The sequence below is a fragment of the Brevibacillus thermoruber 423 genome (genome assembly GCF_000454065.1).
Classification (GTDB): Bacteria; Bacillota; Bacilli; order Brevibacillales; family Brevibacillaceae; genus Brevibacillus; species Brevibacillus thermoruber.
Window position 1 is genome coordinate 44924 of record NZ_ATNE01000017.1, and the last position, 15557, is coordinate 60480.

At 57.8% G+C, this 15557-nt stretch carries 16 protein-coding genes; 1 reads left to right on the plus strand and 15 read right to left on the minus strand.

Annotated elements, in window-relative coordinates; all coding sequences use genetic code 11:
• The 6 genes from nadC to M516_RS0104145 form a co-directional block, all read right to left on the minus strand.
• A complete protein-coding gene (gene nadC / locus M516_RS0104120; protein ID WP_029097994.1) occupies positions 1-846 on the minus strand; it encodes a carboxylating nicotinate-nucleotide diphosphorylase in 846 nt (281 codons plus the stop codon).
• Positions 836-2458 (minus strand): L-aspartate oxidase, encoded by a 1623-nt coding sequence (gene nadB, locus M516_RS0104125; RefSeq protein WP_029097995.1) that lies wholly within the window; start codon positions 2456-2458, stop codon positions 836-838. The genes nadC and nadB overlap by 11 nt, the downstream gene beginning before the upstream one ends.
• Before the next feature lie 331 nt (positions 2459-2789).
• Positions 2790-3212 carry a Fur family transcriptional regulator gene (locus M516_RS0104130; protein WP_029097996.1) on the minus strand — a complete coding sequence of 141 codons (423 nt, stop codon included), beginning with the start codon at positions 3210-3212 and terminating at the stop codon, positions 2790-2792.
• Between the two features lie 31 nt (positions 3213-3243).
• Positions 3244-4083, minus strand: a complete 840-nt coding sequence (locus M516_RS0104135; RefSeq protein ID WP_029097997.1) for a metal ABC transporter permease — start codon at positions 4081-4083, stop codon at positions 3244-3246.
• 31 nt (positions 4084-4114) lie between these two features.
• The gene (locus M516_RS0104140; RefSeq protein WP_029097998.1) at positions 4115-4885 is read right to left on the minus strand and encodes a metal ABC transporter ATP-binding protein; all 771 of its coding nucleotides are present in this window, start codon (positions 4883-4885) and stop codon (positions 4115-4117) included.
• Positions 4886-5044: 159 nt separating this feature from the next.
• A complete protein-coding gene (locus M516_RS0104145; RefSeq protein ID WP_029097999.1) occupies positions 5045-6058 on the minus strand; it encodes a metal ABC transporter substrate-binding protein in 1014 nt (337 codons plus the stop codon).
• A 169-nt stretch (positions 6059-6227) separates the two neighbouring features.
• Here M516_RS0104145 and M516_RS0104150 point away from each other — a divergent pair, with 169 nt between their 5' ends.
• The gene (locus tag M516_RS0104150) at positions 6228-6719 is read left to right on the plus strand and encodes a PCYCGC motif-containing (lipo)protein (protein WP_029098000.1); all 492 of its coding nucleotides are present in this window, start codon (positions 6228-6230) and stop codon (positions 6717-6719) included.
• A gap of 132 nt (positions 6720-6851) precedes the next feature.
• Here M516_RS0104150 and nadA read toward each other — a convergent pair whose 3' ends face one another.
• The 9 genes from nadA to M516_RS0104195 all read right to left on the minus strand — a co-directional run bounded on the left by nadA (position 6852) and on the right by M516_RS0104195 (position 15556).
• A complete protein-coding gene (gene nadA / locus M516_RS0104155; RefSeq protein ID WP_029098001.1) occupies positions 6852-7796 on the minus strand; it encodes a quinolinate synthase NadA in 945 nt (314 codons plus the stop codon).
• Positions 7797-7890: 94 nt separating this feature from the next.
• Positions 7891-8754, minus strand: a complete 864-nt coding sequence (locus tag M516_RS0104160) for an HAD family hydrolase (RefSeq protein ID WP_029098002.1) — start codon at positions 8752-8754, stop codon at positions 7891-7893.
• Positions 8755-8988: 234 nt separating this feature from the next.
• Positions 8989-9402 (minus strand): hypothetical protein, encoded by a 414-nt coding sequence (locus M516_RS0104165; protein ID WP_029098003.1) that lies wholly within the window; start codon positions 9400-9402, stop codon positions 8989-8991.
• Between the two features lie 201 nt (positions 9403-9603).
• Entirely contained in the window at positions 9604-9969 is a 366-nt protein-coding gene (locus M516_RS0104170; RefSeq protein ID WP_029098004.1) for a hypothetical protein, read from the minus strand.
• A gap of 445 nt (positions 9970-10414) precedes the next feature.
• Complete coding sequence (gene ftsH / locus M516_RS0104175) at positions 10415-12340, minus strand: ATP-dependent zinc metalloprotease FtsH (RefSeq protein WP_029098005.1); 1926 nt, start codon at positions 12338-12340, stop codon at positions 10415-10417.
• 69 nt (positions 12341-12409) lie between these two features.
• The gene (gene hpt, locus M516_RS0104180; RefSeq protein WP_029098006.1) at positions 12410-12949 is read right to left on the minus strand and encodes a hypoxanthine phosphoribosyltransferase; all 540 of its coding nucleotides are present in this window, start codon (positions 12947-12949) and stop codon (positions 12410-12412) included.
• Positions 12946-14373 carry a tRNA lysidine(34) synthetase TilS gene (tilS, locus tag M516_RS0104185; protein WP_029098007.1) on the minus strand — a complete coding sequence of 476 codons (1428 nt, stop codon included), beginning with the start codon at positions 14371-14373 and terminating at the stop codon, positions 12946-12948. Before tilS ends, hpt begins: the two co-directional genes overlap by 4 nt.
• Positions 14345-14800 (minus strand): threonine/serine exporter family protein, encoded by a 456-nt coding sequence (locus tag M516_RS0104190; RefSeq protein ID WP_035288859.1) that lies wholly within the window; start codon positions 14798-14800, stop codon positions 14345-14347. The genes tilS and M516_RS0104190 overlap by 29 nt, the downstream gene beginning before the upstream one ends.
• A gap of 6 nt (positions 14801-14806) precedes the next feature.
• The gene (locus tag M516_RS0104195; RefSeq protein WP_029098009.1) at positions 14807-15556 is read right to left on the minus strand and encodes a threonine/serine exporter family protein; all 750 of its coding nucleotides are present in this window, start codon (positions 15554-15556) and stop codon (positions 14807-14809) included.
• Between the last annotated feature and the right edge of the window lies 1 nt (position 15557).

A 15557-nucleotide genomic window follows, 5' to 3' on the forward strand; every position in this document is an offset into this window, starting at 1 on the left:
TTACCGTTTCCGTGTATTGAGATCGAGACTGATGTCCAGCGCCTTGACCGAATGCGTCAGCGCCCCGACGGAGATGACGTCCACACCCGTCTCCGCGATGGCCCGGATCGTTTCCAGCGTGACGCCGCCGGAGGCCTCCACCACGGCTCGGCCGCCAATCAGCGCCACCGCCTGTTTCATCACGTCCAGCGGCATGTTGTCCAGCATGATAATGTCCGCCCCCGCGTCCAGCGCCTCCTGCACCTGGTCGAGCGTCTCCGTCTCCACCTCAATCGTCATCGTGTGCGGAACCGCCGCGCGGGCCGCTGCCACCGCCCGGGCAATGCCGCCGGCGCCCTTGATGTGGTTGTCCTTGATCATCACCGCGTCGTACAAGGCGTAGCGGTGGTTGTGTCCGCCGCCGACGCGGACCGCGTACTTCTCCAACATGCGCAGCCCCGGCGTGGTTTTGCGCGTATCCACCACCCGCGCCTTGGTCCCGGCGACGGCTTGGGCGTACTGGCTGGTCCGGGTGGCGATGCCGGAGAGGCGCTGCAGCAGGTTGAGAGCCAGCCGTTCCCCGCTGAGAATGGAGCGGACCGAGCCGCTCACTTCGGCGATCTGCTCCCCCTTTTCGACGCGGGCCCCTTCCTTCACCAGCGCGGTAAAAGAGAGCGCCGGATCCACGGTCTCAAACACCAACTGCGCCATCGGCAGACCGGCGATGACGCCCGCTTCCTTTGCGTACAGAATCCCGACGCCCTGCGCCGCTTCCGGGATGGTGCTCATCGTGGTCACATCGCCAAAGCCGATATCTTCCTGCAGCCACTCTTCGATTTTGCGCTGCAATTCCCGTTTACTCCACATCGTACTGTTCACTCTCCTCGCGCACGCCTTCGCCGATCGATTGGATGATGTGCTTGCGCCAAATCAGGTCGTCCTTGTTGGGGAAATCGATACGATAGTGACCGCCCCGGCTTTCCTCCCGCAGCAGCGCCGCGCGCGTCGTCAGCACGGCGGTATTCAGGAGGTTGAGAAACTCAAACGCTTCCCGGTCGCGGTACACACCGTAAAAGAACCGCTGCATGCGCTCCAGCTCGTCCAGCGCTTTTCGCAGTCCCTTCTCCTGCCGCTTCAATCCCACGTGACGCAGCATCAGCTTTTGCAGTCGGACCCGCTGCTCCCGCGTGTCCACGCTGCGGGACGTCCGCTTTGGTTCCACCGCGGCAAACGGACGCACCTCGGGCAGCGGCGGCAGCTCGCGGATGCGGCGAACGATGCGGTGGCCGAACACCACCGCCTCCGACAGCGAGTTGCTGGCCAGCCGGTTGGCGCCGTGCACCCCCGTGCAGGACACCTCCCCGCAGGCAAACAGCCGCCTGGTGGAGGTCTCGCCGTTCAGATCGGTCTGCACCCCGCCCATGATGTAGTGGCAGGCGGGCGCCACCGGAATCCAGTCCGTCACCATGTCCAGGCCGTACTGCAGGCAGAACCGGTAGATGGTCGGAAACCGGTGCTTAATCAGCTCTTCCGACTCATGGGTAATATCCAGGTACACGTAGGCCGAATGGGTCCTCTCCATCTCCGACACGATCGCCCGGGCCACGACGTCGCGGGGAGCCAGTTCTTTTTGCGGATGGTACTTTTCCATGAACCGTTCGCCGCTGGTGTTGCGCAAAATGGCTCCTTCGCCGCGCACCGCCTCCGAGATGAGAAAACGGGGCGCCCCCGGGTAGTAAAGCGCGGTGGGGTGGAACTGGATAAACTCCACGTCCTTGATCCGCGCCCCGGCGCGGTACGCCATCGCGATCCCGTCCGCCGTGGCGATGTCGGGGTTGGTCGTGTAGCGGTAGAGCTGGCCCGCTCCCCCCGTCGCCAGCACGGTTGCGTTTGACTCGAGGAAAAAGAGGCCGCCTTCCGGGTTCTGCACGATGACGCCGACGCACTCGCCGTCCTGCGTCACCACGTCGATCGCGAAGTGGTTTTCCAGCACGGTGATGTTGGCGTGTTCGCGCACACGGGCGGACAAGGCGCGGACGATCTCCGCCCCGGTCGCGTCGCCGTGGGCGTGCAAAATGCGCCGCTTGCTGTGCGCTCCCTCTTTGGTCAACTCATAACGCCCCTGGGCGTCCTTGTCAAATTCCGTACCGTACGCGATCAGCTCTTTCAACCGCTCCGGCCCTTCGTGCACCAGCACCTCCACCGCCGCGTACGAGCAGAGGCCCGCTCCGGCGATCAAGGTATCCTGCCGGTGCAGCGCGGGGGAGTCCGATTTGGCCGTCACAGCGGCGATCCCGCCCTGGGCCCAGCGAGTGTTGCTGTCGTCCAGCCCCTTCTTGCTGATCATCACCACGTCGGCGTACTCGCTCGCCTGAAGCGCCGTGTACAATCCGGCAATCCCGGCGCCGATTACCGCCACGTCCGTTTTTACGCGAGGCAGGGAATGCAGGTCAAAGTCAACGATATAACGGGGGATCATACCACTGTGTCCCTTCTCTCTTCCGTGATCAAATGGCACATCTTGTCCCACTCATTATAGCAAATACCCGTTTGCAGCCAAAAGCCGGTATGCCGCCGGACAAACGAACGGATGGCGAATGGCTGATTGCCGCTCGTTACAGCCAGCCGCGAACATTCACACGGCCTCCAGTCCCCTCGAACCCTGGAGCGGCTGAACAAAACGAAAACATGCCGCCCATTTCCAGGCGGCATGTTTCGCTAACACTTTCGTTGGCGGAAACCCCATCTCGTCCCTTTCTCTGAGGGATTCCCTTCCTCTCGTATCGTCGGCAGGCGGGCCATCCCCGCACTCACTGCGCCGCCCGGCACTCCTTGCACGTTCCGTACACCTCAAACTTGTGGCCGGTCACCTGGAATTCCTCCGGGATTGCTTGCAGCACGCTCATCGGACAGCCGGGCAGTGCCGACGTCTTGCCGCATACCGTGCAGATCACGTGATGGTGGTGGCGGCCGTCAGCCGAACAGGCCAGCCGGTACTTCCCTTCCCCGTCCAGCTCCGTCTCTTCCAGGATGCCCAGTTCCACAAACGTGGAGATGTTGCGATAGACCGTGTCAAAGCTGAGAGAGGGGTAGTGGTCCTTGATTCGTTCCATGATTTCCTTGGCCGACAGGTACCGTTTCTCTGCCGCGCAGATGCGGATCATCTCTTCCCGTTTGCCGGTGTATTTGTACCCGTTTTCTTTCAGTATCTGCAGCGCTTCTTCTACCGTCATCGCCAACGCTCCTTCCCGCAAAACTATGGTCTTACCGCAGAGCGGCCCTCAGCCGTTTCACACCCAAGACCGCGAACAAGATGAGGACAGCCATCAACACTATGGTACCACCCGAAGCCCAGTCCAGCAGATAGGCAAAGTAGAGTCCGCCCAGCACGGACGTCTCCGCGAACACGATCGCGTACAGGATCGTCTGGCGGAAGCTGCCGGCAATCTGCAGGCTGGCCGCCACCGGAATGGTGATCAGCGCGGAGATCAAGAGCACGCCGACGATCCGCATCGACGCCGCGATCGTCAGCGCGACCAGCACCATGAACCAGAGGTTGATCGACCGGCGGGCCACGCCGGAGACGCGGGCAAATTCCTCGTCAAACGAGACGGCAAACAGCTCCTTGTACATCAAAAACACGGTGACCAGCACCACCGCCGCCACGCCAATCAGCGCATACAAGTCGTCCTTGGTCACGGCGACGATCTTCCCGAACAAATACGAGTACAGGTCGGCGTTAAACCCTTTGGCGATGCTGATCAGTACCGTAAACAGCCCCAGCCCGCCGGAGATGATGATCGGTATCGCCAGATCCTGATACGATTTGTACACCTTTCGCAGCCGCTCGATAAACAGCGACCCCGCCACCGAAAACAGCATGCCGAAAAACAGCGGATTGACCGCCTGAAACAGCGCCACCTTTTTGGACAGCAGCATCCCCGCCGCCACGCCGGAGAGCGTCACGTGGGACAGGCCGTCTGCCATCATCGACAGGCGGCGCACAATCAAAAACGTCCCCAAGATGGGACAAATCAGTCCAATCAGCACCCCGGACAGCAGGGTGTAGCGCAAAAAGTCATACTGCCACCAGTCAGCCAGCATGGTCATACTCCTTCTTTCCGTTCCCCGTTTGTCAATGATGGTGAGCCAGCAGCTTCACCGTGTCGCCGTACATCTGCTGCAGGATCCGCTCGTGATTGTGGGCAAACTCGTCCGCCGTCCCGTGGAAGTGCAGCCGCCGCTGCAGGCAGGCCACCTTGTTCACCCACTGGGTCATCACGCCCACATCGTGGCTGACGATCATCATCGTCATGCCGTTCTCTTCCTTGAGCGAGCGCAGCAGCTCGTAAAACTGGTCGATCGACTCCTGATCCACGCCCACCGTCGGTTCGTCGAGGATCAACAGTTCCGGCTCCGCCACCAGCGCCCGGGCGATAAACACCCGCTGGAGCTGACCGCCGGACAGGCTGCCGATCCGCTGGTCCAGCTTTTCCGTCAAGCCGACGCGATCCACCACGTCCCGCACCTTCTCGTGATGGTGCGGCTTCAGGCGGCGGAACAGCCCGACCTTGCCCACCAGGCCGGAGGAGACCACTTCCCGCACGGTAGCCGGGAAGCCGCCCGCTCCGTGGGCAGCCTGCTGGGCGACGTAGCCGATCTTGGTCCAGTCGCGGAACCGGGAGAGCGGCTGCCCGAACAGTTCCACCTTCCCTTTTGTCGCCGGCAGCAGGCCGAGGATCAGCTTCATCAGCGTCGATTTGCCCGACCCGTTGGGACCGACGATGCCGACAAAATCGCCCCGCTCCAGCGTAAAGGTGACGTCGTCCAGCACCACTTTGTCTTCGTATTGAAAGGTGACCGAGGTGAGCTTTACCACGGCCTCTTCCTGATGTGTCCGTTCCATAAGGCAATCCCTTCTCAAATCGGATTTGTTCTGATTTGCTTACTTCATCCTACTACGATTTGGCCGGTTTCACAAGGCCGCCGTTTACAGCAGACCCAGGCAAAACAGCAATTTCATAAAAAAGATGCCGCTTTGGGGGAGCGGCATCCGACGTGTCGATTATTGCAGCGCTGCGCGCAGCATGTTCAGATTGTCGCGCATGATGGAGAGATAATCCTTGCCGGACTTGGCTTCCTCCTCGGTCAGTCCTTCCAGCGGGTTGAGCGTGCCCGTTTTCACGCCTGCCTCTTTGGCGATCACTTCCGCCACTTTCGGAGAGACCAGCGTTTCAAACAGAACGTAGGAGATGTTGTGCTCCTTGACGTGCTCCACCAGTTCTTTCATGTCGGCCGGGGACGGTTCGTCCGCCGGGTTGAGTCCGGAGATGGCCACCTGTTCCAATCCATAGCGGTGAGCCAGGTAAGCAAATGCGCTGTGGGAGACCATAAATTCTTTTTTCGGCGCCTTTGCCACCATCTCCTTGAACTCCTTGTCAAGCTGGTCCAGGTCGCTGGCCAGTTGCTGGAAGTTCTTTTCGTAATCGGCCGCGTGCGCCTGGTCTTTTTGCGCCAGCGCCGCCTTGATCTTTTCGGCCTGCGCCTTCAGCATGGTCGGGTCGAGCCACACGTGCGGGTCAAACTCCCCGTGCTCGTGCTCGTGGGCCTCCGCCGTGGAGCCTTCCTGGTGCTCCTCGTGACCCTGTTCCGCGGTCCCCTCCTGATGTTCGTCGCTGTGCTCGTGATCCTCCGCCGCCTTGAGCAGCTCCAGCCCTTCCGTGGCGTTGACCACAGCCGTCTTGTTTTTGTCGAGACCCTCGACCGCTTTGTCCACCCACGCCTCAAAGCCGCTGCCGTTGTAGATGAACAGATCGGCTCCCGACAGACCAACCATGTCCTGGGCCGTCGGTTCGAAATCGTGGGGTTCGACGCCGGTCGGCACGATGTTGACCACGTCGGCGTGATCGCCGGCGATCCGCTTGGCCGCGAACTCCAGCGGGTAGATGGAGGTGTACACTTTCAGTTTGGACGCGCCCGCATCCGCCTGCGGCGCGTTTTGGGAGGCTTCCTGCGCTCCGCAGCCGGCAAGCGCTGCCGCCGTGATGACACTCAGCATAGCCAACAGGCTCTTTTTCATCCTCACTCGTCCTCTCCAAATTCATAATCATTACGATTTACAAAATGTCGTTTTTAATTATACGGACAGTTGCCCGGAATGTAAATAGGATTTGTTCCGATTTATCTGTTTGCCTTCACACTTTCTGCACAAGGATATGATATGATTGTCGCGAGGAGGTATGTCCCGAATGAAACGGAAACCGTTGCTCGCCATCAGTCTCCTGGCCGCAGCCCTGATTGCCGGCTGCGCTTCACAGGATAACGCCCAGGGCGGCCACGCCGGTCACCAGCAGCACGCCCCCAACGGAGACCTGCAGGAACTGACCGCCTCGGCGGACCAACTGCCCAGCTTTTTGAACGACCTGGATCCCCGGATCGTAGAGGCCTACAAAATCGCCGCCGCCAACCGCGACCTGCTGAAATCCATCCCCTGCTACTGCGGCTGCGGGGAAAGCGCCGGCCACCAGCACAACGGCAACTGCTTTATCAAGGAAGAAAGGGAAGACGGCTCCATCGTCTGGGACGATCACGGCACGCGCTGCGGCGTCTGCATGGAAATCGCCGTCATCTCGTCCAAGCTGAAGCAGGAGGGCAAATCGGTCAAGGAAATCCGCCAGTTTATCGACAACACCTACAAGGAAGGCTACGCCGAACCGACGCCAACCCCGATGCCGTCGTAATCACGCGCATCCCATCCCGCAAGGAACGCTTCCCCTGCATGAATGCCGTAACCCCCCACAAGCAAAAAAACCTGCTCCCCCGCGCATTGCGCACAAGGGTGCAGGTTTTTGCCTGTTTGCTAGCCTTTTTCGTTACGCCGGCGCCACTTCCAGCATGCGCTCCAGCGAAGCGCGGGCCCGGTTGGCGACATCCTCCGGCACGTAGATTTCCGGTTTCATGTTTTCCAAGGCTTCCACGCATTTTTTCAGGTTGTTTACCTTCATGTTCGGGCAGACCAGGTACTTGGACGCGAAGATAAAGGTTTTGTCCGGACTGTCCTTCTCCAGCATGTAGCGCGTGCCGTCTTCGGTCCCGATGATGAACTCCTTGTGGGAGGACTCGCGGCAGAATTTCAGAATGCCCGTCGTGGAGCCGACGTAATCCGCCAGGGCGACCACTTCCGGACGGCACTCCGGATGGACGACGACCAGCGCGTTGGGATGCTGCCGTTTCAGCGTCATGATGTCTTCGACGGAGAGCTGGTCGTGGGTGTTGCAGTACCCTTCCCAGATGATCATTTTCTTGTCGGTAAACTGGGAGACGTAATGGCCCAGGTTTTTATCCGGCACCCAGATGATCTCGTCGCTGTCAATTGACTCGATCACCCGTTTGGCGTTGGAGGACGTACAGCAGATGTATGTTTCCGCTTTCACGTCTGCCGATGTATTAATGTACGCCACGACTTTGGCGTTGGGGTGCTGGGCTTTGAGGCGGCGCAGGCCTTCCACGTTGACCATGTCGGCCATCGGACAGCCGGCCCGCTCGTCGGGGATGATCACCTTCTTGTTGGGATTGAGAATTTTTGCACTTTCCCCCATGAAGTGAACACCGCAGAACAGAATCACGTCCGCATCGGTCTCTTTCGCCTTTTGGGCCAAACCGAACGAATCTCCAATATAGTCAGCCACTTCCTGAATCTCCGGCCGTTGGTAGTAGTGAGCCAAGATGATGGCATTGCGTTCCTTTTTCAACTGCATCAGCCGTTCGCGTAACTCAGCATTTCGCTGCGCTTTTTTCTCTAACGCCAAGGCTTCCATGGATTATCCCCCTACATGGTGTCATAACTTAGGGCCATTGTAATCCCAACGCTCCCCCTTGTCAATGTATTGTCCTTGGGGGAACTGCTGGTTTTTACCCGCGCCCGAGCACGCGTTCCCGGATAAACCGGGCGACCCCGTCTTCGTTGTGGTGCGGGGCGATAAACCGGGCGATTGCCTTGATCGCCGGGTCCGCATTCTCCATCGCCACGGAGTAGCCGGCATGGGTCAGCGCTTCGCGGTCGTTGTCCGCGTCGCCAAACGCCATGACCTGTTCCGGCGCAAAGCCCCACTTGCGGCAAAAATAGAGAAGTCCCTCCCATTTGGATACGTGTTTGGGAATCACCTCGATGTTGTAGGGACCCGATGTGGTGATCGCCGCGGACTCGCTCCACTGTTCCAGCTGCCGGCGCACCGGTTCCAGCCGCTCCGGGACGGGGTGCCAGACGAACAGCTTGACGATCTCCGCCTCGCCTGTCGAGACCAGCCGCATCATCTTCTCCAGCGGTGCGACGCGGGACCACTCGTAAAACGAAAAGCGGCGCTGCGCCAGCCCTTCCACCGAAGTATCCTCCCCGATCAGCGATTCTATGCGCTCCCGGTCTTCCTGCACCATCCAGCGGTTGCTGGCCGTGTCGTGCAGCTCGTAATACAGCAGCTCCTGCCTGAGTGTATGTACGACTTCCCGCACCATGTCCGCCGGCAAAAAGGTACGCTGTACCAGCCGTCCGTCCGCTTCGTACACGGCCGCCCCGTTGCTGCAGACGTAGCCGTCAAACGGAAAGTCGTCAATCGGAAGCCGGGCCGACGCGTACGTCCTGCCCGTCGACAGCACCAGCTTGCAGCCGCTGGCCTGAAGCAGGCGGCACGCCTCCCGGGTCGCCTCCGTCATCCGTGCGTCCTCATTCAACAGCGTACCGTCCATGTCAAATGCCGCCAAGCGCAGTTGGGAAAACAACGCGATCTCCTCCTTTTGCTAAAAGAAAAGCGCAGGCTGCCGCTCCTGCACTTTTTCATTCCGTTCGTGTTCCGTTGATCCACCTTCACTGTACCCGATTCTGTCCCGAGTTTCAATAGGAGGTACGCATAAATCCCGATCACACCAGATGACAAGCGACGTAGTGCTCCCCGCCCACGTGCCGGTAAGCCGGGGGCTGTTCCCGAATGGTCCATCCAGATAATCTCGTTATACTCACCCATTTCTTTTTGTCAATTGTACATTTCTTTCAAATACAAGAGCAAACAGTAATGTTTCTGATACGGGAATGAGTGGATACAAAAAGGCAGAAACAGGGTGTATCTCATACATGTACCAAAGGGTAAACATGATCGCCAGCAATGAGTAGTAAATAAAGCTGTTTACGCTTATTTTTTGGGTCAACCACCGCTTGAACCATACACTCAAACCATTTTTGATTAGAGTAGCAATTGAAAACAAACCCCACAAGTAGAAAAAAGCAAAAAAGGGCATTTGTTTGGAAACCTTCTCGAAACTGTCCAAACCAGGGTCATAGTAATTGATAATTAACTCAAGGGCAGCCATGTAAGCACCCATGATAAGGTTAATACCCAACAATAACACCCATATCTGCTTGTTTTTCATCATTTTCAGATTCCCCCTCCATATATAGTACCATAAGAAAGCGACAAATAACAAAATTTATTAAGATTTCATTTTTATGGAATTTCAAGTAGATACGTATCATGCATTACCCATTTCTTATCGAGTTTCTCAAGCGGGATTTCATCAGGAAAAAAGACCAACTCCCATAGGAATTGGTCCAATATAATATATTCACTTACAGATTTAATAATCCTTTTTCACCCTGACGATGTTAAACAGATAACGATCTTCTCCGTAAAAGCAATAGTTTTTCTTCTGATTACCGTCATCGTATACCTGAATGGAAGTAGAACCTGATCCATCCAGTACGATGGCATTCTTAGGATCCAAACCAATAAACTCAATAGACTGTTTCGCATGAGGAACAGTGACAGGGTCCGTGAATGCGATCAGATATGTATTTGTATCGTCCCAAGCGAAAATCGTTCGATAGGTAGGTAACTGGTATGCCAAAGGAGACCAATCCGATTCCGCAAAGCTGGTTCCCCCAATTACATTGGTAATATTGTCATAACGAGCTTTGACGTCATCCAAGTTTCGAGCATACATGTAGTCAGCCTTGATGGTTCCTTTCTTTTCAAAAAGAACGGCTGTTTTTCTGGATTTCTGATTCTTGGCTGTACCGTTATACTCGTAGATCTCCGGAAGCGTCCGTCCTTTATAGGTTACCTTATCTCCTTCGTCAAACTCGTTATACGCAATGGAACGACCTTCTGTCGGTGGTTCGTCATAGCTGTCTGCTGCAAAGAACCCACCATTGATTCCCGTGTAATAAGTGAATGATTGTTTAGCGGACGGCCAAATTTTTCATATAATCAAAATATTTAGCCATAAGACATTTCCCCTTTCTGTTCTCTGAGTGACTTTGACCGGTCATCATGTCGCCTTCACCTATCTAGGCAAAAAACCGAGGTAAAAACTACCAAGAGAACATATTTTCTTTATACAGAAAAGGGAAATGTATGGAAAAGGAAAGGAGCGCTCTCGGCGCTCCTTATTCCTTCGGTTCTCCGTTTGTCTCTTCGTCCTTTTTGGGCTGGATATTGACCACGACGTCGCTGTTGTCCGCCGCGTCGTCTTCTTCCAGTTTGCCCGTTTCGATCAGCCGCTTGATCTGTTCCGCATCCAGCGTTTCGACGCGCAGGAGCGTGGTCGCCACCAGCTCAAGCTGGTCGCGGTGCTTGATGAGCAGCTCTTTGCATCGCTCGTAGCACTCGTTGATGATGCGCTGCATCTCCTGGTCGATCTCGTACGCGATCTGATCGGAGTAGTTGCGCTCGTGGCCGATGTCGCGGCCGAGGAACACCTGTCCCTGGTTGCGGCCGAACTGCATCGGGCCCAGACGGCTCATGCCGTACTCGGTGATCATGCTGCGGGCGATCGCCGTCGCGCGCTGGAAGTCGTTGTGCGCGCCGGTACTGATGTCGCCCAGCACCAGTTCTTCCGCGACCCGTCCGCCCAACAGACCGGTGATCTTGTCAAGCAGGTCGGACTTGGTGGCAAAGAAGCGGTCTTCTTTCGGCAGCATCACGGTGTAACCGCCTGCCTGACCGCGCGGAATGATCGTCACCTTGTGCACCATTTCCGCATTTTTCAAATGATAGCCGACGATGGTGTGGCCCGCTTCGTGGTACGCCACGAGGCGGCGTTCTTCCTCGCTGATGACGCGGGATTTTTTCGCCGGACCGGCGATGACGCGGTCGATCGCCTCGTCCACTTCTTCCATGCTGATCTGTTTCTTGTTCTTCCGGGCGGTCAGGAGAGCCGCTTCGTTCAGCAGGTTCTCCAGATCGGCGCCGGTAAAGCCCGAGGTTCCGCGGGCGATGACGTCCAGCTTCACGTCGTCGCCGAGCGGCTTGTTGCGGGCGTGGACTTTCAGCACCGCTTCCCGTCCCTTGATGTCCGGGCGGTCTACGGTAATTTGACGGTCAAAACGTCCCGGACGCAGAAGGGCCGGGTCCAGAATGTCCGGACGGTTGGTCGCGGCGATGATGATAATGCCTTCGTTGCCGGCGAACCCGTCCATTTCCACGAGCAGTTGGTTCAGCGTCTGCTCGCGTTCGTCGTGGCCGCCGCCCAAACCGGCTCCGCGCTGACGGCCGACGGCGTCAATCTCGTCGATAAAGATAATGCACGGCGCGTTTTTCTTCGCGTTTTCAAACAGGTCGCGAACGCGGGATGCCCCCACCCCGACAAACATCTCCACGAAGTCGGAACCGGAGATGCTGAAAAACGGCACGCCCGCCTCACCCGCTACGGCACGCGCCAGCAGGGTTTTACCCGTACCCGGAGGGCCGACCAGCAGCACCCCTTTGGGGATGCGGGCACCGACCGCGTTGAATTTGCGCGGGTCCTTGAGGAAATCGACGACTTCCTCCAGCTCCGCCTTCTCTTCGTCTGCCCCTGCCACATCGTCAAACGTAACGCGTTTCTTCTCTTCGTTATACAGCTTCGCGCGGCTTTTGCCGAAGTTCATCACCCGGCTGCCGCCGCCCTGGGCCTGATTCAAGAGGAAGAAGAACAGGATGAAGATGATGACAAAAGGAATGATCGAGGTCAGGAACGTCAGCCAGATGCTGTTTCCTTCCTGCGGGCCAAACTCCACCCGTTTCACCTTTTGTTCATCAATCTTTTCGTTCAGCAGCGCGATCATATCCGAATCGTACAACGGCACATACGTAACGAACTTACCGCTTTCCTGTCCCGGAACTGCTTTCACCAACGTACCTTCCACGCGATAGGTGCTGCCCTCGGGACGGAGGGAGAGCTCGCTGATGTTGTTGGCTTGCAGTTGTACCCGGAATTCCTGATATGTAAGTTTCCCAACCTTATCAGTACCGGAGAGGATAAAATTCACGATCCCGACCGTGACAAGAAATATTAGTAGGTAGAACCCGGTGTTACGAAAAAAGCGATTCATTCCTTACCTCCTCTCACGAACAGACACTTTTCACATTTTACCATAGGAAGCAGGGTCTTCACAACAAAGCTACTTGGTGTAAACTTCCGGCTTCAACACGCCGATGTACGGCAAATTGCGGTAGTGCTCGGCGTAATCCAGCCCGTAGCCGACCACGAATTCGTCCGGAATGGTAAAGCCGCTGTAGTCCGGCGAAATGTCCACTTTGCGCCGCTCCGGCTTGTTCAGGAGCGTCACCACTTTGACCGAAGCCGCCTCCCGGTGGCGGAGCAGCTCCACCAGACGGCTCAGGGTGAGGCCGCTGTCCATGATGTCCTCGACGACCAGCACGTGCCGGTTCTGTACGGAGGTGTCCAGGTCCTTCAGGATTTTGACCATGCCGCTCGACTCCGTGCCGCTGCCGTAGCTGGACACGGCCATGAAGTCCATTTCGCAGGGGATGTTCATCTGCCGGACCAGATCAGCCATGAACAAAACGGCCCCCTTCAGCACGCAAATGACCAGCGGGTTTTTGTCCCTGTATTCCTCGCTGAGAATTTCGCCCAGCTCTTTTACTTTTGCCGCGATTTCTTCCTGCGTGAGCAAGATCTTCTTGATGTCCTGATTCATGATAAAACCTCCCGCCAATCTTCTCCAAACTCAACTTCCATGTACAAAACCCGCCTGGTCTGATCATCGACAGGCGCAATGGCGGAACGGCGGACGCCGGGCACCCAGATCAGCTCCTCCCCCGACGCCACAAGCGGCAGTTTGTCCCGCCACGCCTGCGGAACCTTGGCGTCGATCAAGAGCTCTTTCAGCTTTTTGGCACGTTTCGCACCAAACGGGGTGAACCGGTCGCCCGGGGTTCGGCTGCGTACGAACAGCGGCCCGGGAAGCCGATCCGCATCAAAAACGGCCGCATTGTCCGGCAGTTGTGCCCAATCGACTGGGCTTTCACGAAAAAACGTATGTATCCTGGCTCCGCTCTCCGCGATCAAGGTCGTCCCCGGGACAGCGAGCGGATAACAAAAACCGTGTATGTGTCGATTCCGTCCATCCCGCTGAAAACGGACCTGCCCGTACATCCGCTGTACGGTCACCTGTTCGGGCAAATGCAGCTCGGCCGATGGACGGTTTCCCTCTATCATGTGCAAAACGGCCTCCACATGCTGCGAAGACCATTCGGTTTGCCTTGAGAGATAACTTAATATTAGAGTAATCATTCTCCTTTGTAAAGCAACGTCACAAGTTTGAAACTTGTCAATATCAACCGTTACAGCGTCCTGTTTCCTCCGGGTCACCACCTGTTCCAGCCGCCGTTCGCTTTCCCGCTGCAGATACGCCTCGTCCTGCCGCACGGCATCCGCGAGCGACAGGATGTGTTCGCGGTAGCGCTCGTTCACCTGCTCCAACAGCGGCATGACGTCCAGCCTGAGCAGGTTGCGCTTGTATTTTCGCGAGCGGTTGCTGCTGTCCTCACGCGGCGCAAGGCCGTTCTCGCGGCAGTAGCGCTCCAGGTCGGCCCGGCTGGTCCCGAGCAGCGGCCGCACCAGCTCGATTCTGCCCTCCTCAAGCCAGCGGCGCCGCGGCATGCCCGCCAAGCCGTGCAGCCTCGTTCCGCGCAGCAGCCGAAACAGGATCGTCTCCACCTGATCGTCGGCGTGGTGCGCCAGCGCCACTTTGCCCGCGCCGTGACGTTTTGCCACCTGTCTGTACAGCTCGTAGCGAATCGCCCGGCTGGCTTCCTGCGCCCCCATCCCCGTTTCTTCCATATAAGCGGGGACATTCCGCTCAAACAGGTGAAACGCGACCCCGAGCCGCCGACAGAGGGCCTCCGCGCAGCGGGCGTCCTCCCTGGCTTCCTCCCCGCGAAAGCCGTGGTTGAGGTGCACCGCGTGCAGCGTCCAGCCGTACGGATAGTGTTGATTTAACGACCACAAGATATGCAGAAGCGCCGTCGAGTCGTTTCCGCCGGACAGGCCGACCACGATGGTGTCGCCCGGTTTCAACAGGCCGTCCCGCTCAATGTCGCTGCGCACGTTTTCCAGCATGGCGGACTCCTTTCCAGATGGTCACGAGCGACATGCCAAAAATCAGCCCGAACGCAATCGCTCCGGCCACCATCGCCGTCTGCGTCGCCAGCGAAATCCCCTCCATGGTCTGACCGTTGACGAACGCAAGCATCGCCTTGTAGGCCAGCGAACCGGGCACCAGGGGAATGATGCCGGCCACGCTGAAGTTGGTCGACGGGACGCGCAAAAAGATGGAGAGCAGTTGGCTCAAGAGCGAAACTGCCGTCGCCGCGGCAAACGTGGAGAGGATCACTTCCGCACCCCCTAGCGGAAGCAGGGAAAAGACCAGCCACCCCGTCACGCCGGCCAAGCCGCAGGCCAACAGCGTGCGGACGGGCACGTTAAACAGCATCCCCCACGCGATCGAAGAGAACAAGCTCAATCCCAGGCCTTTCAACAGTACCATCGCACCTCACCTCGTAAACCACAGGGTAACCGCTGTCGCCGCCGCCACGGAGAGTGCCGTGAGCAGCGCTTCCGCTCCTCTGGACACGCCGGCCACCAGGTCGCCGGCCATCAGGTCCCGAAGCGAGTTGGTAATGGCAATCCCGGGAAAGAGCGGCAGCATCGCCCCGATGATGAGGACGCTGATGCGCAGTTCGGGAAACAGCGCAACGAACAGCAGCGCCAGCATTCCGCCCAACAGCGCGGAGACAAACTCAAAGAAAAATTTTACCCGTAAAAACTGTTCAAAAAAATCCGAGCTGATCTTGACCGTTAATGCCGCCAACGCCGCCGGCAGCAATTCGTACCAAAATCCGCCGGTGAGCATGGCAAAAGAGCCGCTGGCAACGCCAGCCGCCACAAGCTGCAGCCACTGCGGATAGATGGTTTTTTTTCGATCGATTTCGCAAAGCATCCGATACGCCTGCTCCAGAGTGATTTGCCCGGAGACAAAGCGGCGGGACACGTCGTTGGCGAGCGTCACCTTGTTCAGATCGATGGTCCGGTGGGGGGTGCGGATCATGCGCGTATGGTCCTGCCCGTTGGCGCGGAACGAAAGAATAATGCTGGTCGGCGTCGCCGAGCTGTTGACCGAATCCATGCCGGCCGCCCGCGCGATCAACGTCATCGTCTCCTCCGAGCGGTACGTCTCGCCGCCGTTCTTCAACATGATTTCGCCTGCCAACAGGCACGTATCCATAACCAGGTCTGGGGACACC